The sequence below is a fragment of the Arthrobacter sp. Y81 genome, assembly GCF_002929335.1.
GTDB lineage: Bacteria > Actinomycetota > Actinomycetes > Actinomycetales > Micrococcaceae > Arthrobacter.
This window is the reverse complement of sequence record NZ_PJIL01000016.1, coordinates 33422-53022: the sequence shown is the minus strand read 5'-3', so window position 1 is coordinate 53022 and position 19601 is coordinate 33422. Positions and strand designations below refer to the sequence as shown.

Annotated in this window: 15 protein-coding genes; all 15 read right to left on the bottom strand. The window is 64.6% G+C overall.

Annotated elements, in window-relative coordinates; genetic code table 11:
• Positions 1 to 4 precede the first annotated feature (4 nt).
• Positions 5 to 742: an HAD family hydrolase gene (locus tag CXQ91_RS18600; protein WP_104175380.1), complete on the bottom strand. Its 738-nt coding sequence runs from the start codon at positions 740 to 742 to the stop codon at positions 5 to 7.
• Positions 742 to 2256, bottom strand: a complete 1515-nt coding sequence (gene gltX / locus CXQ91_RS18595; RefSeq protein ID WP_104175379.1) for a glutamate--tRNA ligase — start codon at positions 2254 to 2256, stop codon at positions 742 to 744. Before gltX ends, CXQ91_RS18600 begins: the two co-directional genes overlap by 1 nt.
• A 133-nt stretch (positions 2257 to 2389) precedes the next feature.
• Entirely contained in the window at positions 2390 to 3166 is a 777-nt protein-coding gene (locus tag CXQ91_RS18590; RefSeq protein ID WP_104175378.1) for a fumarylacetoacetate hydrolase family protein, read from the bottom strand.
• A 98-nt stretch (positions 3167 to 3264) separates the two neighbouring features.
• Positions 3265 to 4047, bottom strand: coding sequence for an MBL fold metallo-hydrolase (locus CXQ91_RS18585; protein ID WP_104175377.1), 783 nt, complete (start codon positions 4045 to 4047; stop codon positions 3265 to 3267).
• A gap of 209 nt (positions 4048 to 4256) precedes the next feature.
• Positions 4257 to 5369, bottom strand: a complete 1113-nt coding sequence (locus CXQ91_RS18580) for a branched-chain amino acid aminotransferase (RefSeq protein WP_104175376.1) — start codon at positions 5367 to 5369, stop codon at positions 4257 to 4259.
• Positions 5370 to 5470: 101 nt separating this feature from the next.
• Positions 5471 to 6523, bottom strand: coding sequence for a 3-isopropylmalate dehydrogenase (locus CXQ91_RS18575; RefSeq protein WP_104175375.1), 1053 nt, complete (start codon positions 6521 to 6523; stop codon positions 5471 to 5473).
• A gap of 92 nt (positions 6524 to 6615) precedes the next feature.
• The gene (locus tag CXQ91_RS18570) at positions 6616 to 7401 is read right to left on the bottom strand and encodes a class F sortase (RefSeq protein ID WP_104175374.1); all 786 of its coding nucleotides are present in this window, start codon (positions 7399 to 7401) and stop codon (positions 6616 to 6618) included.
• Positions 7402 to 7490: 89 nt separating this feature from the next.
• Positions 7491 to 8207 (bottom strand): hypothetical protein, encoded by a 717-nt coding sequence (locus tag CXQ91_RS24830; RefSeq protein WP_104175373.1) that lies wholly within the window; start codon positions 8205 to 8207, stop codon positions 7491 to 7493.
• Between the two features lie 418 nt (positions 8208 to 8625).
• A complete protein-coding gene (gene metG / locus CXQ91_RS18560; RefSeq protein WP_104175372.1) occupies positions 8626 to 10185 on the bottom strand; it encodes a methionine--tRNA ligase in 1560 nt (519 codons plus the stop codon).
• A gap of 65 nt (positions 10186 to 10250) precedes the next feature.
• Positions 10251 to 11006 (bottom strand): ABC transporter ATP-binding protein, encoded by a 756-nt coding sequence (locus CXQ91_RS18555; RefSeq protein WP_104175371.1) that lies wholly within the window; start codon positions 11004 to 11006, stop codon positions 10251 to 10253.
• Entirely contained in the window at positions 11003 to 13798 is a 2796-nt protein-coding gene (locus CXQ91_RS18550; RefSeq protein ID WP_104175370.1) for an ABC transporter permease, read from the bottom strand. The genes CXQ91_RS18555 and CXQ91_RS18550 overlap by 4 nt, the downstream gene beginning before the upstream one ends.
• A 208-nt stretch (positions 13799 to 14006) precedes the next feature.
• Complete coding sequence (gene serA, locus CXQ91_RS18545; protein ID WP_104175369.1) at positions 14007 to 15596, bottom strand: phosphoglycerate dehydrogenase; 1590 nt, start codon at positions 15594 to 15596, stop codon at positions 14007 to 14009.
• Positions 15597 to 15722: 126 nt separating this feature from the next.
• Complete coding sequence (gene ilvC, locus CXQ91_RS18540; RefSeq protein ID WP_104175368.1) at positions 15723 to 16748, bottom strand: ketol-acid reductoisomerase; 1026 nt, start codon at positions 16746 to 16748, stop codon at positions 15723 to 15725.
• A gap of 118 nt (positions 16749 to 16866) precedes the next feature.
• The gene (gene ilvN / locus CXQ91_RS18535; RefSeq protein WP_028271611.1) at positions 16867 to 17379 is read right to left on the bottom strand and encodes an acetolactate synthase small subunit; all 513 of its coding nucleotides are present in this window, start codon (positions 17377 to 17379) and stop codon (positions 16867 to 16869) included.
• 2 nt (positions 17380 to 17381) lie between these two features.
• Positions 17382 to 19283, bottom strand: a complete 1902-nt coding sequence (locus CXQ91_RS18530; protein WP_104175367.1) for an acetolactate synthase large subunit — start codon at positions 19281 to 19283, stop codon at positions 17382 to 17384.
• Between the last annotated feature and the right edge of the window lie 318 nt (positions 19284 to 19601).

Sequence of the window (19601 nt, the reverse complement as noted above, 5' to 3'; positions counted from 1 at the left end):
CCCCTTAACCGAGCAGGTCCGCCAGTGAACCTACCTGGTGACCGGCGAAAGCAGACTCGGTTTCACCGCTGCGGTTCAGCCAGACGCCCAGCAGGCCCGCCGCCGTCGAACCTTCTGCGTCAAGCAGCCGGTTGTCGCCCACGTAGAGCGTCTCGGCGGCGCTGCTGCCCAGGAGGCGGACCCCCTCAAGGTAGATGGCCGGATCCGGTTTGGGCACGCCCACCGTGTCCGTTCCCACCAGCACCCTGATGCGCTGCAGTCCCGCCGTGTCCAGCTTCACCCGCTGGTAGTCGTGGACGTTGTTGCTCACCGCCCCGTAGGGAATCCCGGCAGCGTCAAGGGCGTCCAGGACCGGCGTAACGTCCTCGAACGCACGCACGTAGCCGTGCTGCAGGGCAGCGTAGGACGTAACCCAGGCATGGGACTCCTCACCTTCCTCGAGCTCCACGCCGAAGTGGCCCAGGGCAGCCCGTCCGCGGAGGAGCCGCTGCTCGTTGAAGGTCAGTTCGCCGGCCAGGTAGCGGTCATAGAAGTGTGTGGTTTCGTGCGTGAAGATCCGCCCGAACTTCTCCCACCCGGCATGGTCCAGGCCGGGCAGGAGATGTTCGCTGACATCACGCAGCGCGGTGGTCATGGCGAATTCAAGGTCCACCAGGGTGTCGTCAATATCGAACAGCACACCCCGGATGACGCCAAAGCCCGTATGGAGGACACCGCCGCCGTCACCGCGCATGGCAGTCATCAGCCGCGGAAAGCGTGCAGGCGGGCCAGCGATGATGCCTTGCCCAGGATGACCATGGATTCAAAGAGCGGCGGGGAAATACGCCGCCCCGAGATGGCCGTGCGGACAGGACCGAAGGCCAGCCTCGGCTTGATGCCCAGGTCCTCCACGAGCGCCTGCTTCAGCGCGGTCTGGATGTTCTCGGCGTTCCAGTCCGTGACGGCGTCCAGGGCGGCGGTCGCGGCGTCCAGGACCTCGGTAAGGTTTTCCGGCAGCCCCTTGCGGGCATCGTCCGCAACGTCGATGGCGTCGTCGTTCTTGAACAGGAAGGAAATCATCTCGGGCGCTTCGCCCAGCAGGGCAATGCGCTCCTGGATCAGCGGTGCGGCCTCGGCGAGGATCTCCTCCTCGCGTGCGGTCAGGGTATCCCCCACCAGGTTGGCGGCGCGGAGGTACGGGACCAGGCGGCCCCTGAAGTCTTCCGCCGCCAGCATCCGGATGTGCGTTCCGTTGATCGCTTCGGCCTTCTTGATGTCGAAGCGCGCGGGGTTGGCCAGGACGTCGTGGACGTCGAAGTTTTCGATGAGCTGTTCCACGGTGAAGATATCCTCATCGGCGGACAGGCTCCAGCCCAGCAGCGAGAGGTAGTTGAGCAGGCCCTCGGGGATGAAGCCGCGGTCCCGGAGCAGGAACAGGTTGGACTGCGGATCGCGCTTGGACAGCTTTTTGTTGCCCTCGCCCATGACGTACGGAAGGTGGCCGAACACCGGCATGTAGCTGGCGACTCCGATCTCCATCAGGGCGCGGATCAGTACCACCTGGCGGGGAGTTGAGGAGAGCAGGTCCTCGCCGCGCAGCACGTGGGTGATCGCCATCAGGGCGTCGTCAACGGGGTTCACCAGGGTGTACAGCGGGGAGCCGTCCGCGCGGACAATCACATAGTCCGGGATGCTGCCGGCTTTGAAGGTGATTTCGCCGCGGACCATGTCAGTGAACGTGACGTCCTCGTCAGGCATGCGGACGCGGAGCACAGGCTCGCGGCCATCGGCTTTGAACGCGGCAATCTGCTCGGCACTGAGGTTGCGGTCGAAGTTGTCGTAGCCGAGCTTGGGGTCGCGGCCGGCGGCGCGGTGACGCGCCTCCACTTCCTCCGGGGAGGAGTAGCACTCGTAGGCGTAGCCGGCGTCCAGGAGCTTGGCCACCACGTCCTTGTAGAGGTCAAGGCGCTGTGACTGGCGGTACGGCTCGTGCGGGCCACCCGTTTCCACGCCCTCTTCCCACGAGATGCCCAGCCACTTCAGCGCCTCGAGCAGCTGCTCGTAGCTCTCTTCGGAGTCGCGCGCCGCATCCGTGTCCTCGATGCGGAAGACAAACGTTCCCTGGGTGTGCCGGGCATAGGCCCAGTTGAACAGCGCCGTCCGGATCAGGCCCACGTGCGGGGTGCCGGTGGGCGACGGGCAGAACCGCACCCGGACCGGGGTTTCGGGGGTGACGGCAGGACTGGAGACGGCGTTGGACACAGAAGGAGTAGTCATAGTGACTCCAACTTTACCGCCTGCCCGGGGGCGCCGCCCCGCCACCAAATCCGCCGCCGGTTCCGCTGCAGAAACGGACAGCCGCCCCGGGAACTCCCGGGACGGCTGTCCGCATTTCTGTGCCTTTTTGTGTCTAGCGCCGGACGATCGGATTGGACAGGCGGCCGATGCCTTCGATCTCCACCTCAAAGCGGTCACCGGCCGTAACCACTCCCACACCCGCCGGTGTGCCGGTCATGATCACGTCGCCGGGAAGCAGCGTGAAGGCCTGCGACACGACTGAGACGAGTTCGCGGACGCCGCGGATCATCTGGCTGGTGCTGCCGTCCTGGCGGAGTTCCCCGTTGAGCCAGCCCTGGATCCGGAGGTCCTCGGTGTCCAGTTCAGTCTCGATCCACGGGCCCAGCGGAGCCGAGGTGTCAAAGCCCTTGGCCCGCGCCCACTGCAGGTCCGTCTTCTGAACGTCACGGGCGGTCAGGTCGTTGCCGCAGGTGTAGCCAAAGATGACATCGTCGACGCGGTCCTCGGGAACGTCCTTGCAGATCCGTCCGATCACCACGCACAGCTCGGCTTCGAAGGAAACCTCGTCCGAGAATTCCGGCAGCACTATGGGATCGTTGGGGCCCACGACCGAGGTGTTCGGCTTAAGGAACAGGAGGGGCTGCTGCGGCACGTCGTTGCCCAGTTCCTTGGCGTGCTCAACGAAATTTCGTCCGACGCCCACAACTTTGCTGCGCGGGATGATAGGGGCCAGCAGCCGCACATCCTCAAGCTTGTACTTGACGGTGCTGCGTTCAACGCCGTTGAAGAAAGGGTCACCCTTGATGACAGTGACTTCCTCACTGCCGGGCTCGCCTTCAACAACGCCGTAGAGGGGATCGGAATCAGCTACAAAACGGGCGATACGCATGGTTCCTAGCGTACCGTCTCCGGTCAGCCGTCCTGCCGATGGCACTGGCGAGCCGGGGTCCGCACCGGCATCGCCGCCACCGTCCAGGTTCCGCGTGCTCAGCCCCGGATGTACTCCAACTGCGCAGCCACGGAGTTCTCCGCTGCCGGACGGACGGCGGGATCGATGTCCGAATAAACGGCGTCCGTGATTTCACGCACTCCCGCACCGGAGCCGAGCTCCGTCAAAGCCGCACGGATCTGCGCAAGCCGTTCGTGGCGGTGCTCCCGATAGGCGCGGACAACGGCATCCAGCGCGGGGAGCATCGGCCCGTGCCCGGGAAGGACAGTGGCCGGTCCAAGCTTTTCGAGCCTGTCCAGGGTTGCCAGGTAGTCGCCCAGTTTGCCGTCGGGAAAATCCAGCACCGTGGTGCCGCGTCCCAGGATGGTGTCGCCGGTCAGCACTGATCCGTGCCGGCCGTCGCCGGGCAGGTGGAAGCACAGCGAGTCCGAGGTGTGGCCGGGGGTGGCAATGACGCGCAGCTCAACTCCGGCCGCGAGGATCGTTTCACCGTCAGTGAGCGGATGACCCCCGTGGCAGTGCCGGGCGTCCGCAGCGCGGACCGGAGCCCCCGTGAGTTCGTGGAAGCGTGCGGCCGCTGCAGTGTGGTCCGCGTGACGGTGCGTGAGGAGGATGAGCTCCACGCTCTCCTCCCCGGCCAGCTCCAGCAGATGCTGCTCATCCAACGGCCCGGGGTCCACCACTACCGAGCTCCCGGACTCCGGGCCGCCCAGCAAGTACGAATTGGTCCCGTCCAGGCTCATGGGTCCGGGATTGGGTGCCAGCCGGAAACGGGCCAGGTTGCTGGCTGGAAGAATCGACGGTGAGGATGCGGGATTCACCTGTCCATCTTCGCATTTCTGAGCCGGCAGGACCCGTCGCGCGGGCGTCGGCTGTTGGTGCTCGCCCGTTACGCCGCCGGTGCTCGCCTATTAACTCGCCTGTTAATAGGGAGAAAAAGTCGCACGTCAACTAAAACTCTGGAAAGTGCGACGCCGGGTGGCTCGCAAGCGTTGCGGGCCACCCGGCGTCGTGCGTCAGTCAGAAGGACTTAGGCGAGGCGCATCAGCCAGCCGTGCGTGTCCTCGACGGTGCCCGTCTGGATGCCGAGGAGCTGCTCGCGGATGGCCATGGTGGTCTCCCCTGCCTTAGCATCCTCGGAGCCGATGAACTCCGTGGCGTCCTTGAGGACACCGATGGGCGTGATGACGGCCGCGGTCCCGCAGGCAAAGACCTCGGTGATCTCGCCCGATGCGACGCCGTCGCGCCATTCGTCCAGGGTGATCTTGCGCTCGGTGACCGTTCGGCCCATGTCCTTGGCCACCTGCATGACGGACATCCGGGTGACACCTTCAAGGATGGTTCCAGTCAGGGCGGGCGTCACCAGTGAGCCGTCCTTCATGACGAAGAACACGTTCATGCCGCCAAGTTCCTCAACGGCGTTGTCGTTGAACTGGTCCAGGAAGAGGACCTGCTTGCAGCCGTGGGCCTCGGCTTCCTGTTGCGCGATGAGGGATGCCGCATAGTTGCCGCCGCACTTTGCCGCGCCGGTTCCGCCGCGGCCTGCACGGGCGTATTCACGCGAGATCCAGATCGAAACTGGCTTCAGTTCGCCGCCGAAGTAGTTGCCGGCCGGTGATGCGATCACGCGGAAGGAGACCTCCCTGGCTGCGCGGACGCCCAGGAACGCCTCGGTGGCGATCATGAACGGACGGAGGTACAGCGCCTCGCCGTCCCCCGCCGGGACCCATTCGCGGTCGGCCTGCACGAGTTCGCGGATGGCGCCAAGGAAGTATTCTTCCGGAAGTTCCGGCAGCGCGAGCCTGCGTGCGGATTTGTTCAGTCGCGCGGCGTTGGCCTCGGGACGGAACGTCCACACGGATCCGTCGGCATGGCGGTAGGCCTTGAGCCCCTCAAAGATCTCCTGGCCGTAGTGCAGCACTGCCGCCGAAGGGTCGAGTGAGATGGGACCGTATGCCTCGACGCGCGCGTCATGCCAGCCGCCCTTGCCGGTCTCGTCGACGCTGTAGTCGACGACCGCGGTGTGGTCGGTGAAATAGTTGCCGAAACCTGGGTTCGCCAGGATGGCTGCACGCTCTTCAGCAGACTTCGGGGTTGCCGAGGGCTGCTGGGTGAATTCGACGCCATGGGCAGTCTGAGTCATGGTTCCTCCACGGTCGGCTGCCTGGTGTGTGAACGTGGTTCAGCGTCGGGCCACGGCAGCATATTGGTGATTCGAAACAAGCTTACGCCTGATGCGGGCCCCTACAGGGCGGCAGCGATTGCGTCGCCCACGGCACTCGTGCTGCGTGCCTCGCCGTTGCGGCCTTCGACGTCGGCGATGACCGCCGCCTCGATCTTTTTCGCCGCGTCGGTGTAACCGAGGTGGTCCAGGAGCAGCGCAGCCGACAGGATGGCCGCGGTGGGGTCTGCCTTCTGCTGGCCGGCGATGTCAGGAGCCGATCCGTGCACCGGTTCGAACATGGACGGGGCGGTGCGCTCCATGTTGATGTTGCCCGAGGCAGCCAACCCGATGCCGCCGGTGACCGCAGCCGCGAGGTCCGTGATGATGTCGCCGAAAAGGTTGTCCGTGACAATCACGTCGAAGCGCGAAGGGTCGGTGACCATGAAGATCGTTGCTGCGTCAATGTGCAGGTAGTCGTGGGTGACGTCAGGGAATTCCTGCGCCACCGCTTCAACGGTGCGCTTCCACAGGTGGCCTGCGTAGACCAGCACGTTGTGCTTGTGGACGAGGGTGACGTGCTTGCGCGGACGTTCGCTGGCCCGGCGGAACGCATCGCGGACCACGCGTTCCACGCCGTGGGCCGTGTTCAGGGAAACCTCGGTGGCAACCTCGTGTTTGGTCCCGGCGCGGAGGGTGCCGCCGTTGCCCACGTAGGGCCCCTCGGTACCTTCGCGGACCACAATGAAATCAATGACGCCGGGGTTGGCCAGCGGGCTGCCCACGTTGCCGAAGAGGCGTGACGGGCGCAGGTTGACGAAGTGGTCCAGGCTGAAGCGGAGCTTGAGGAGCATCTCCCGCTCGATGATGCCGGACGGGATCCGGGTGTCGCCGGGGGCTGCGCCGACGGCACCGAACAGGATGGCGTCACGGGTCCGGAGATCGCTCAGCACTTCCTCCGGGAGGGTCTCGCCCGTCTCCAGCCAGTGCTGGGCTCCCAGCTTGTAGTGGGTCTGGTCCAGCGTGACGCCTTCAGCGGCCACAACCTTCTCCAGGACCTTCAAGGCTTCGGCGATGACCTCGGGGCCGATGCCGTCGCCGGGAATGACTGCAAGATTAATGGTGGATGCGCTCATGCTTTCAGGGTAGCCAAGGCATCCACATGATGGTCAAGTTGTCTCAATATTCGAACACACCGCCGGCACGGGAGCCCGTCGGCGGGCCGGCCCTACTGCGCGGCGGCCGGCGAGGCCACTACAGCCACGTTCTTGCCCCACGGATCCTCTGTGTAGCAGCTGATGAGGACCAGCCGGTTGGGGGCAACCGTCCAGATGGGGCTGTCCTTCAAGGTGGCCTTGGTATAGGTGGTGACGGACTCCACGGTGTACGTCATGGTGCCGGCAGCTGTGGTGACCGTCAGTTCGTCTCCGGCCGCGGCGGCTGAACTCAGGTGGTTGAAGGGCGCATCAAGGCCCTCCCAGCTGTGGCCGATGACGTATGTCGTGTTGGTTGACCCGGCCCCGGGCGTCCCGAACGGTGCCAGCCAATAGCCGTCCATCGTCTCCGGCGGGACGATGCTGTGACTCTCGGCATCAAGGGATTCGGGCTCCAGGGGATGCACCACCACGTCCATTCCGGCCGCCGGGTACGTGATTCTTTGCGGCGCGGACGCAGCAGGGTAGGAAACGGCCGGCTGCGCCGCAGCCGCGCCGCCGTCGGCCAGCGGCACAGCGGGCGGCGCGGTCGGTGCCGGCGCCGCTACGGGTGCCGGGGTTCCCGTCGCCGGCGCCTCTGACCGATCCAACGGATCAGGAAGCTGCCCCGACAGCACTATCGCTGTTGGCTCCCCGGCTGCCGGCGCACCGTGGTCACCGGTCCCCGTCACGCCGTAAACCAGCCACGCTGCGAGAAGCCCCGCGGCGCATACGGCGAGCACCAGGATGTCCCGGTAGCTAAGCAGCAGGCCACGGATCCGGGCGGCACGCATTCGCCGGTTACGGCGGTGACTGACCATGAAAGGCTCCTGATGACGCTGAGACTGAAATGCTGAAACAGGAGGGCGGGTGCCGTAACTTCACGGCACCCGCCCCTGGGTTGAGTACCCTAGCCGTTCGCGCCGCGGGAGCGCACGCCGCCCTTCACGAGCACCCAGGCGCCCACTGCCGTAAAGAGGGCGGTCAACCCGCCCAGCCAGGCCGGGATCCCGGTGCCGGAGCTCCCCACAGCAGTCTGGACGTTGTAGCCCACGTTGCTCGCAGCCGGAACAGCTCCGGCAGCAGCCCCCCGGGACGTTGACGCAACAGGCGCCACCGTTGCCGCGGCCGGCGGGACAACCGCAGCCGGTGCAGCCGCAGGCGGCACGGCGGCAGGCAGCACTCCGTCCGGGACAACAACTGCCGGCGGGACAACCGCGTCAACGGTATCCACCGGACCCGGATCAACCGGGCCAGGGTCCACCGGACCTGGGTCCACGGGACCCGGATCAACAGGTCCCGGATCCACCGGGCCGGGATCAACAGGGCCAGGGTCCACCGGAACGGGCGGCGCCACGCAGTTGTTAGCCAGCAATATGAGGTTCGCCGGCGTGAGGTTCTGCCCGTTTGGAATGTCATTCCCCAAGTTCGCCGGCACAATGTCGCCGGTATCACCGACGTGTGCGGCCAAGGCATTGAGGCTGATGGTTTCGAAGAGATAGGGGTTGGACGCCGAACCTGTGGCGTGGCAGATGGTGATCTTATCCGGCGGGGCGGCGTTCGCTGCAACTGTGGCACCCATCAGCCCCAGCCCCACCACCCCCAGTGTGGCGATAGTGCGTTTCATTTTTGGTCCCTCCATAGCAATTCCGATTCGAACCGACCAGACTGCGTGGAGTAACCGTCTTGAGACCAGGAACTGCTAAACCTGTGTGAGACCTCAACAGCGAAATGAACGGTGACAGTTACTCCCCAGACTTCGTCATCAGTTCGCTTGCCTTTTCAGGCTAGGTTTGCGGCGAAGGTTAAACCCGAGTAACAGGTACGCGATTACCCGGCCGGGCACGGCTGCCAATTACCTGCTTCATGAATATATTCACTCGCATGCATGGACAGAACTACTTGGAAGCAGTACCTGCGTGCTGCTGCACAGGGGCTATGGGAACCCTCTTTTCATGGGCAAGAGAACGCTCCCCCACCTGGTGAAACAGGTGAGGGAGCGTTGGGTATTTTGCTGCAGGATCTGCGGGACCCTCCGGCTGGAACTACGCTTCGGCGGGTTCCTCGTACTTCGGGAAGATCGGCGCGGGGGCGGGCAGCTCCGTGCCGGGAACCAGCGGCGCGGGGATCGCCGCGAACAGGCGGGCATCGCCGTCGGGCTGGCCGAGTGTCCCCAGCAGCGCGGAAGTCGCCGTCGGCATCACCGGCTGGACCAGGATGGCCACAATCCGGAGCACCTCAAGCGTCACGTACAGCACCGTGTTCATGCGCTCGACGTCGGTCTTCCGCAGCACCCACGGGGCCTGCTCGGCGAAGTATGCGTTGGTGTCGCCCAGGACACCCCAGATCGCTTCCAGGGCACGGCTGAATTCCTGCTTCTCGAACGCAGCCCGGGCGGCGTCCAGCAGGCCGTTGGCCTGGGCCAGCAGGGCGGTATCTTCCGCCGTGAAGTCGCCGGGGACCGGAACCCGGCCCTCGCAGTTCTTGGCGACCATGGACAGTGAGCGCTGCGCCAGGTTTCCGAAGTTGTTGGCAAGGTCCGAGTTCATCCGGCCCACAATCGCTTCGTGGTTGTAGCTGCCGTCGGCGCCGAAGGGAACTTCGCGCAGGAAGAAGAAACGCACCTGGTCCAGGCCGTACTGGGCCACGAAGTCCGCCGGCGCCACGACGTTGCCCAGGGATTTGGACATCTTGACGCCGTTGTTGTGCAGGAAGCCGTGGATCATGATCCGCTTGGGCAGCTCCAGTCCGGCGCTCATCAGGAATGCCGGCCAGTAGATGGCGTGGAACCGGGAGATGTCCTTGCCGATTACGTGGACATCCGCCGGCCAGAACTTCTGGAACGACTCGGAGTCAACGTCCGGATAGCCCACACCGGTGAGGTAGTTCGTCAGCGCATCCACCCACACGTACATCACGTGCTTGTCGTTGCCGGGAACCGGAACACCCCAGTCGAACGTCGTGCGGCTGATGGAGAGGTCCGCCAGCCCGCGCTTGACGAAGCTGATGACCTCGTTGAAGCGGGACTGCGGGGCGCCGAATTCCGGATGCGCCTCGTACAGGGCCAGCAGTTTGTCCTGGTAGGAGGAGAGCCGGAAGAAGTAGCTTTCCTCGGCCGTCCACGTCAGTTCCGTGTCCGTCTCGCGGGAGTAGCGGAGGCCGTCTTCCTTGACCACGGTCTCGTCTTCGACATAATACGCTTCGTCTCGGACCGAGTACCAGCCTTCGTACTTGGACAGGTAGATGTCCCCGTTGGCCTCCATCTTCTTCCAGATGGCCTGCGAAGCGGCGTAGTGGTCGTCGTCCGTGGTCCGGATGAAGCGGTCGTACGAAATTCCCAAATCAGCGTGGGCAGCCTTGTAGATCTCGGCGTTCCGGTCCACCAGCTCCTTGGGCGTGATGCCTTCCTTCTCAGCAGCCTGCGCAATCTTCATGCCGTGCTCATCCGTGCCGGTCAGGAAGAAGACGTCAAACCCGTCCAGGCGCTTGAAACGGGCCATTGCGTCGGTGGCAATGTACTCGTACGCGTGGCCGATGTGCGGTACACCGTTGGGGTACGTGATGGCAGTGGTGATGTAGAACGGGGTTCGGGCTGAAGACGACACTCTGGGAAGTTACCTTTTTTCGGAAGCGGTGGCTGGGCCGGCAGACGGGAAACGCTACCCTAAATCTAGATCAGTTCGGTCAGGGTATCGCTGAGCCGGACAAGTTCGTGGTCATGTGACGCCACCAGGACAGCAATACCGTCGGACGTGGTGTCCTTGAGGATGCTGATGATGCGGTTGGCCGACGTGCGGTCCAGGCTCGCGGTGGGTTCGTCCACTACCAGGACCCGGGTTCCCAGGATGAGTGCGCGGGCAATCGCCACGCGCTGACGCTCACCGCCGGAGAGCTGGGCGGGGCGGTGCCGCATGCGCCGGCCCAGTCCCACCAGGTCCAGAAGGTCCTTGGCCATGTCGCGGCGCTGGTCCACTTCGCCGTCCGGAACGGCGGGCAGCAGGACGTTCTCCAGGGCGCTCATGCCGTCAATCAGGGCGCCGCCTTGGTCGACGTAGCCGATCAGGGCCCGGCGGCGGTCGGCGATTTCGTCGTCGCCCATGCTCTCGAGGGACTGGCCTTCCCAGAAGACACGGCCCGACGTCGGCAGCGTCAGTCCCGCGCCGACGGTCAGGATGCTGGTCTTGCCGGAACCGCTTCGGCCGGCGACACAGTGCATTTCGCCGGCGTGGAGGGTCAGGTCGAAGCCTTCGACGACGTTGACGGCGTCGGCTCCGCCCTTCTGGCCGCCGTAACGGATGGTGATGTTGCTCAGTTCCAGCGGGGTCCCGTGGTCTGCGGCCTTCAGGATGGTGTTGGCACGGGTCTGGAGCGAGCCGTCCCCGGCGTCATCCTGGGGAATCCGGTCGAGATTCACGTCGTTGTTCATTGGACCACTTTCGTTGCAATTGGAATCCAGCAAAGTACAGCCACGAGTCCGGCCACTGCGGCCCAGAGTGCGGCATAGGGTGCAAGCAGCAGGCCGATGCCGAGGGCGCCCACCACGCCGAGCGGCAAGGCCACCGTGCCCACGAGGGCGTTTTCGAACAGCCGGACCTGGCCGAGCATGTCGGGGTTCCAGCCCATCGCTTCGAGCGTGCCGAGGTACTGGCGCTTGGCCTGGAGCTCAAAGCGCCCGGTGACCAGGGTCAGTACCAGGCCCACGGCCACTCCGGACAGCGCCAGGACGATGCTGGGCAGCGCCACACTGGCCGCGGCAAGTCCGCTCAGGGCGCTCGCGCCGGCAGCCCGGGGAATGTCGATCAGCAGGGCTATGAGCCCGCCCACTGCGGCCCCAAAGACACCGACCGCGACCGCAAGGGAGATGGTATTGAACTTGTTGGTGCTCAGCTGGCGGTTGGCGAACGTGAGCGGGGAGTCCACGGCGATCAGCCGCTCGTCGTGCTGCGGTTCCTGGTCCACTTCGTCGCGGTGCCTTAGCTGCCTCGCCGCAAAATAGGCCGCGGCGGCGTAGAGCACCAGGACCGATGCCGAGACGATGACCGTCGCGATGTTCCAGCTCACGAGGCTCAGGACGGTGCCGGCAATTGCCAGGAGGCTGGCTCCCACGGCGAATTCGGCAAGCACCCAGCTGCGGATCCTCGTCTGGGTCCAGCCCATGGCCCGCAGCGTGCCGGCCTCTAGGCGCCGTTGCCGGATGTAGCTTACGGTCGATGCGCCGGTAAGCAGGGCCGCCCCGATGAGCGTCAGGAACAGCAGCGTCAGGTTCGTTCCGGTCAGGGAGCCGGAGACGGCATCAGCCGCATCCTGGCGAACCCAGGACTGGGTAACGGTGCCCAGCGCGGACTCCTTGCCGGCGTCGTCCTTGGAGTAGCCCGGAACAAAGATGTTGGCGTCTTCACGCGCTGAGCCGGCAACAACGGTGGCCTCGAGGCCCATGTCGCGGATTTCGTTGGCGAGCTGCTCGACCTCAGGCTGCGACTGCTTCCAGCTTCCCGGCGCCTTGGCACGGACACGGATGGCGTCGATGACGGATGCATTCTCTTCGTATCCCCGCGCTGCGGCGAGGCCGTAGTAGTCGGTGATGGCGCCGGCGGACTGGCTGACCAGGCCCGTGGCGCTCAGTGACGGCTTGAGTTCCGTGTTCTCGACCTTTTTCCCCTGCGCGTCCTCCGTCAGGGTAAGTGGTGTGGGGTCGTAGCCGCCCAGGGGCAGCCGGTTGATGTCCCCGGCGGCTTCCTGGACCTTGTCGGCGTCGAATGTGCCGTAGACCATGGCAAGCGGTGCGGCGACCTTGCTGCCCGTCTCCAGGCTTTCGCGGTAGGAGCGCTCGTCGACCGGCTCACGCTGGGTCTGGTCGACTGGCGCGCCGCCGGCACCCTTCTCCGGGAGCCGGTTGACGGTCACCCACTCCCCCGGTGTGGCGGTCTTGTCCACAGCACCGTTTCCGGCGGTGGAGCCATCGGTGTATTTGGGGGCCGACGCGAAGTCGGTGCTCCAGGTCGCGGGGTTGTAGAGGCCCTGGCTGAAGTTGCCGGTGTTGCCCAGGAGCTTGGAGTAGTCCTGCGACCCGGGCCAGGAGAGCGCGAACGGCGACTTGGAGACGAACGGGAGGTAGTCCTTGTCCAGGGAGCGGGTCACGGTGCCCACGTCCTTGACCACGTTTCCGGAATCGTCGATTTCCTCGATCTTGACCGAGTACTTGAGGTCCAGGGAGGTGCCGGAGCGGACGATCAGCGGGATGGCCTGGGAATCGGCGGTGAGCTGGCCGTCCCGCTTTGCCTGCTGGTACTGGGTCATCAGCGGCGCCCAGTACTTGAGTTTGACGCCGAGGAAGTCCGGCCCCTCTTCGAGCTCTTCCATGCTGATTCCGGTGGTGAACAGGCTTTCGAAGTGCCGGCCGATAGCACCGGCGTTGCGGGCGTCTGCCGGCGGAGCCTTTTCGAGCGGTGCCAGGAAGTCACCGGCAGTGCCCAGCAGGGCACGCTCGGACACGGGGTCGACGGCGACGACGGACTCCGTCACCTGCGGCGCCAGCGGCAGCGACACAGACAGATTGAAGAGGTTGTGTTCGGAACCGCCCGCAGGAGCCGGGAACTTGACGCCGGTCTCGCCGTCGGGGCCCGCGATGCGGATGCTCTTGCCGCCGGCGGTCTGCTCTTCGATGAGCCTCGCCTTGCCGAGCGAGCCTTCGGCCATGGACTTGAACAGGGTCTGTTCCGACTTGCCGTCCGAGCTGACGGCGCTGGCGGTCATCCGGTATTTCTTCGCTTCGTCGGTGAGGACGGACTCGGCTGCCGGCCACTTGCTGGGGTCGGTTGCTCCCGGTTCCCCGGCGGTGGCGGTGCCTACGAGTCCGGCGTTGAATCCCAGGTAGTCCATGGCGTCAAGACGCGGGGACTCCAGGTTCTGCGATACCCGTGACACCAGGCTGATCGGAGCCGCCACGGACGTGCCTGAGAGCTTCCTGATGCCATCCAGCTGGTCGAAGCTGATGCCGCCCTGGCCGTTGGCGATTTCCGGCTGCATCAGCGCTCCGCCGGATCCGGCCTTGGCCTGGACCAGGATGTCATAGAGGCCGCGGGAATTCTCGTCGACTGTTCGGTTGAGCGCCGCCTGTGACTGGCCCTGGACGAGGACGGACAGGCACATGGCGACGATCAAAATGGCCGCGGTCAGCAAAAGCACTCGGCTTCTGATGAACCTCTGGACGGCGTTCATTGGGCTCCCTGAAAGCTGGATTGCGTGTGTGCACACCTCAGTCACACCTAATTAGGTGTGAAGGCGTCCCCTGCCGGGTGTGCAAAAAATAATGGCCGGTCTGCCGGCCGGATCCGAAAATCGGACCCAGCCATTGTACGCAGACCGGCCAATCATACGTGGCAGAAGTTAACCTCTGTCACAGGAAGTTCACCGAGTAGGCGGGAGGTCAGTCTTCGAGATCGACTTCGCGCACCATTTCGGCACCGATACCGGCCTTGATTGCGTCAAGAACCTGCTGCGGCACCGAGCTGTCGATGGTCAGGAGCGCCAGGACCTGGCCGCCCTCCGCCTGGCGGGCAACCTGCATGCCGGCGATGTTGATGTTGTTCATGCCCAGGATGTGCCCGATGGTGCCGATCACGCCGGGGCGGTCGGCGTAGGCCACCACTACCAGGTGCTCGCTGATCGGGATTTCCACCTCGTAGCCGTTGACGCCCACGAGCTTCTGGATCTGCTTGGGGCCTGTCAGGGTTCCGGCCACGGAGATCTGGCTGCCGTCGCTCAGGGCGCCGCGCAGGGTCAGGACGTTGCGGTACGACTCGGTGTCCGGAGTGGTGATCAGGCGGACGTTGATGCCGCGCTGCTCGGCAATGACCGGAGCGTTGACGTAGGAGACCTGTTCGGTCACGACGTCCGCGAAGATGCCCTTGAGCGCGGCCAGTTCCAGCACCTTGACGTCCAGGGAGGAAATCTCGCCGGCAACTTCGACGTCGAACTGGGTCAGCGATGCGTGGGTCAGTGCCGTGAAGATGCGGCCCAGCTTCTCGATCAGCGGGATGCCCGGGCGGACGTCCGGAGCGATGACGCCGCCGGCAACGTTCACTGCATCGGGAACCAGTTCCCCGGCCAGTGCCAGGCGGACGGATTTGGCCACGGAAACGCCGGCCTTTTCCTGGGCTTCGTCGGTGGATGCGCCCAGGTGCGGGGTCACCACGACGTTGTCCATGTCGAAGAACGGCAGGTCCGTGCTGGGTTCCTTGACGAAGACGTCGACGCCGGCGCCGGCGATCTCGCCGTCCTTCAGGGCCGCGTGGAGTGCTTCCTCGTCCACCAGGCCGCCGCGGGCAACGTTGATGACGTAGGCGGTCTTCTTCATCTTCTTGAACGCCTCGGCGCCGAGCATGCCCACCGTTTCCGGCGTCTTGGGCATGTGGATGGTGATGAAGTCCGACTGGGCCAGCAGTTCGTCCAGGGTGACCAGCTGCACGCCCAGCTGTGCTGCGCGGGCCGAGGTGATGTAGGGGTCGTACGCCAGGATCTTGGTGTCGAAGCCCTTCAGGCGGGCTGCCACGAGGGCGCCGATCCGGCCGAGGCCGATGATGCCGATCTTCTTCTCGTAGAGTTCAATGCCCGTGTACTTGGAGCGCTTCCATTCGCCGTCCTTGAGAGCGGCGCTGGCCTGCGGGATGTGGCGGGCGAGGCTCAGGATGTGGCCCACCGTGAGTTCGGCGGCGGAAACGATGTTCGACGTCGGTGCGTTGACCACCATGACACCGGCCTGGGTGGCGGCCTTGATGTCGACGTTGTCCAGGCCCACGCCGGCGCGGGCAATGACCTTGAGGTTCTTGGCCGCGGCGATGGCCTCGGCGTCCACCTGGGTGGCAGAGCGGACCAGGATGGCGTCAACATCCGCGATGGCTGCGAGCAGCTGGGAACGGTCGGCACCGTCGGTCTGGCGGATTTCAAAGTCCGGGCCGAGGGCCTCGACTGTGGCGGGGGAAAGTTCTTCGGCGAGCAGTACTACGGGTTTTGACACGGCTGATCCTCTGCGTTGCAGTCCGGGGGATAAATCAAGTCTAGGCTGACGGAAAGGCCGGGCTCACATTGTTAAGTGTGAACCCGGCCTCACTGTTGTCTTCTGCCTGGCGGCTGAATGCCGGGCTTAGCGGGCTGCCGAGCCCTCTACGTAGTCCTCGTCCTGCTGCTGCCAGGAGAACAAACCGCGCAGTTCGCGGCCAACGGCCTCGATCGGGTGCTGCTCTGCCTTGGCGCGCAGTGCCTTGAACTCAACGCCGCCGTTGTCCTGGTCCTCGATGAAGCGCTTGGCGAAGGCCCCGTTCTGGATGTCGGCGAGGACAGCCTTCATGTTTTCCTTCACCTCGGGGGTGATGACGCGCGGGCCGGAGACGTAGTCGCCGTATTCTGCGGTGTCGGAAACGCTCCAGCGCTGCTTGGCGATGCCGCCTTCCCACATGAGGTCAACGATGAGCTTGAGCTCGTGCAGGACCTCGAAGTAGGCGATCTGCGGCTGGTAGCCGGCCTCGGTCAGGGTCTCGAAGCCGTACTGGACCAGCTGGGACACGCCGCCGCACAGGACAGCCTGCTCGCCGAAGAGGTCGGTTTCGGTCTCTTCAGTGAAGGTGGTCTTGATAACGCCGGCGCGGGTGCCGCCGATGGCCTTGGCGTAGGACTTGGCCAGGTCCCAAGCGGAACCGGTGGCGTCCTGCTCCACGGCGATGATGTCCGGGATGCCGCGGCCGGCTTCGAATTCGCGGCGCACGGTGTGGCCGGGAGCCTTCGGGGCGATCAGGATGACGTCAACGCCCTCCGGTGCCTCGATGTAGCCGAAGCGGATGTTGAAGCCGTGCGCGAAGGCGAGTGCCTTGCCCGGGGTCAGCTTGTCCTTGATGGAGTCGTTGAAGATCGAGCGCTGGTACTGGTCCGGCGCCAGGATCATGATGACGTCGGCCCATTCGGCGGCGTCTGCGACGTTCTTCACCGAGAAGCCTGCATCCTCGGCCTTGGCGATCGACGACGAGCCTTCCTTGAGGGCGATGGTCACTTCGACGCCGGAGTCGCGCAGGTTCAGGGCGTGGGCGTGGCCCTGGGAGCCATAGCCGACGATTGCAACCTTGCGGCCCTGGATGATGGAGAGGTCTGCGTCGTCGTCGTAGAACATTTCAGTCACTTGCGTAACTCCTTTTGAGTGGATTCTCTGGTGTGTAAATAGTCTGTGGTTTTGCGGTACTGCACGGGCTTTGCGTCGCAGGTGAGGCTGTGCCCCGCCTGTGTCTTAGGCTGTTGCCTTACGCGGAGCGTAGTGCTCTGTCACTCATGGAGCGGGATCCCCGTCCAACGGCCAAGGTGCCGGACTGCACAATTTCGCGGATGCCGAAGGGCTCGAGCACTGAGAGCAGTGCGGTGAGCTTTTCGGGGTGGCCGGTTGCTTCAATGACCACGGAGTCTGTGGAGACGTCGACCACTGAAGCGCGGAACAGGTCTGCAGCCTGGGTCACCTGCAGACGAGTTGCGGCATCCGCACGTACCTTGACCAGGATGTGGTCTCGCTGCACGGAAGATTCTGAGGTGAGTTCAACAATCTTGATCACATTGACCAGCTTGTTCAACTGCTTGGTGACCTGTTCGATCAGGTCACCGTCGGCGTCGACGACGACGGTCATCCGGGACATGCCCGGAACTTCCGTCGGGCCGACGGCCAGGGAATTGATGTTGAAGGCCCGGCGCGCGAAGAGGCTCGCTACGCGGGTCAGCACACCGGGTTTGTCTTCGACCAGAACGGACAGCGTGTGGCGGGTCATGATCAGTCCTCCTCTTCCCATTCCGGGGTCATGTTGCGGGCGACCTGGATCTGGTCGTTGCTCACTCCGGCGGGCACCATCGGCCACACCATGGAGTCGGGGCTCACCACGAAGTCGATGACCACGGGGCGGTCATTGATTTCAAGGGCCTTCAGGATGGTGGCGTCGATGTCCTCGTCGCGCTCGCACCGGAAGGAAGCGCAGCCGTAGGCCTCGCCCAGTTTCACGAAGTCCGGAATGCGGACTGTCTCGTGTCCGGTGTTCAGGTCGGTGTTCGAGTAGCGGCCCTCGTAGAAGAGGGTCTGCCACTGGCGCACCATTCCCAGCGAGGAGTTGTTGATGACGGCAACCTTGATGGGGATCTTGTTGATGGCGCACGTGGCCAGTTCCTGGTTGGTCATCTGGAAGCAGCCGTCACCGTCGATGGCCCAGACCACGCGGTCCGGTTCGCCCACCTTGGCGCCCATGGCCGCCGGGACTGCGTAGCCCATGGTGCCGGCTCCGCCTGAGTTCAGCCACGCGTGGGGGCGTTCGTACTTGATGAACTGTGCCGCCCACATCTGGTGCTGGCCGACGCCTGCCACGTAGATACCTTCGGGACCCGTCAGGGCGCCGATGCGCTCAATGACGCGCTGCGGCGCACTGAGGCCGTCCTCGGGCTCCGTCCAGCCCAGCGGATACGTTTCCTTCAGGTTGTTCAGGAACGTCCACCAGTTGTCCAGGTCCGGCTTCCCGGAAACCTCGAACTGCGTCTTCACGGCTTCGGTGAGTTCCGGGATGATCTCCTTGACGGATCCCACGATCGGAACGTCCGCCGTGCGGTTCTTGGAAATCTCGGCCGGATCGATGTCTGCGTGGATGACCTTCGCGTTGGGCGCGAACGTCTTCAGGATGCCGGTTACCCGGTCATCAAAACGGGCGCCCAGCGTGATGAGCAGGTCGGACTGCTGCAGCGCGGTCACGGCGGAGACCGTACCGTGCATGCCCGGCATGCCGACGTGCTGCGGGTGCGAGTCCGGGAATACGCCGCGGGCCATCAGGGTGGTTACGACGGGCGCGCCGGTGATTTCGGCGAGTTCCCGCAACTCTGCCGAAGCGTGCGCCTTCACCACTCCGCCGCCGACGTAGAGCACAGGCTTGCTGGCCGCGGCAATCAGCTTCGCTGCTTCGCGAACCTGCTTGTTGTGGCCGCGGACCACCGGGCGGTAACCGGGAAGGTCAATCTTGGGAGGCCAGGAGAAGGTCATCTGGCCCTGCTGCGCATCCTTGGCAATGTCCACCAGCACCGGACCGGGACGGCCGGTGGAAGCAAGGTGGAACGCCTCCGCCATGACGTGCGGGATGTCGCTGGGGTCGGTCACCAGGAACGAGTGCTTGGTGATCGGCATAGTGATGCCGACGATGTCCGCTTCCTGGAAAGCGTCCGTACCAATGACTCCGCTGGACACCTGGCCGGTGATGGCCACGAGCGGCACGGAGTCCATGTGGGCATCCATGATGGCGGTAACGAGGTTGGTGGCCCCGGGGCCCGAGGTGGCAATGCAAACGCCAACCCGCCCGGTAACCATGGCGTAGCCTTGCGCGGCGTGGCCGGCTCCCTGTTCGTGACGGACCAGGACGTGATTCATCCTGGAAGCCATCAAGGGGTCATAGGTGGGCAGGATCGCGCCACCGGGCAAACCAAAAATATCGTCCACGCCGAGTTCTTCGAGCGAGCGGACAATAGCTTGTGAACCGGTCATCACCGTCGGGGGTACGACGTTGTTCGGTCCAAGGACAGGAGAGACAGCAGCAGCGTGGTCGACACCGGCATCGGCCGTGCGGTCGGCGCGTTCCGGAGCTTTAGGGGCTCCAGCGGACTTTGTAGCCATCAGCGAGGGGCTGATCGGCGATCCTTTGCTCATCGGACTCTTCCTTTGTGGATCTTCATTAGCGGGTGGTTCTCATGGCGGATTCAATTACTGCAACAAATAAAAAAACCCCTCAGCCTGGTGGCTCTTCGAGGGGTTGCGCGTGACGGTTCGTTACCAGTCGGGCTATTGAGCCACGCGCTTGGTAAGGACGACGACTGCTTCTGCAGCGGCGCAGCTAGTAACGATTGCGATCATGCGTTCAGTTTTCCCTCTACGTGAGATGCATGTCAACGACGACGGCGCGCATCTCACCATATGGACTCCATTGTCCACAAAATGAACGCCGCCCCAACTGACTCGCAGTTAACG

Bases quoted from the DNA above. Each gene is read 5' to 3' on its own strand.
- CXQ91_RS18600 (WP_104175380.1), bottom strand. From the start codon at position 742: ATGACTGCCATGCGCGGTGACGGCGGCGGTGTCCTCCATACGGGCTTT.
- gltX (WP_104175379.1), bottom strand. From the start codon at position 2,256: ATGACTACTCCTTCTGTGTCCAACGCCGTCTCCAGTCCTGCCGTCACC.
- CXQ91_RS18590 (WP_104175378.1), bottom strand. From the start codon at position 3,166: ATGCGTATCGCCCGTTTTGTAGCTGATTCCGATCCCCTCTACGGCGTT.
- CXQ91_RS18580 (WP_104175376.1), bottom strand. From the start codon at position 5,369: ATGACTCAGACTGCCCATGGCGTCGAATTCACCCAGCAGCCCTCGGCA.
- CXQ91_RS18575 (WP_104175375.1), bottom strand. From the start codon at position 6,523: ATGAGCGCATCCACCATTAATCTTGCAGTCATTCCCGGCGACGGCATC.
- CXQ91_RS18570 (WP_104175374.1), bottom strand. From the start codon at position 7,401: ATGGTCAGTCACCGCCGTAACCGGCGAATGCGTGCCGCCCGGATCCGT.
- CXQ91_RS24830 (WP_104175373.1), bottom strand. From the start codon at position 8,207: ATGAAACGCACTATCGCCACACTGGGGGTGGTGGGGCTGGGGCTGATG.
- CXQ91_RS18555 (WP_104175371.1), bottom strand. From the start codon at position 11,006: ATGAACAACGACGTGAATCTCGACCGGATTCCCCAGGATGACGCCGGG.
- CXQ91_RS18550 (WP_104175370.1), bottom strand. From the start codon at position 13,798: ATGAACGCCGTCCAGAGGTTCATCAGAAGCCGAGTGCTTTTGCTGACC.
- ilvN (WP_028271611.1), bottom strand. From the start codon at position 17,379: ATGACCCGCCACACGCTGTCCGTTCTGGTCGAAGACAAACCCGGTGTG.
- CXQ91_RS18530 (WP_104175367.1), bottom strand. From the start codon at position 19,283: ATGAGCAAAGGATCGCCGATCAGCCCCTCGCTGATGGCTACAAAGTCC.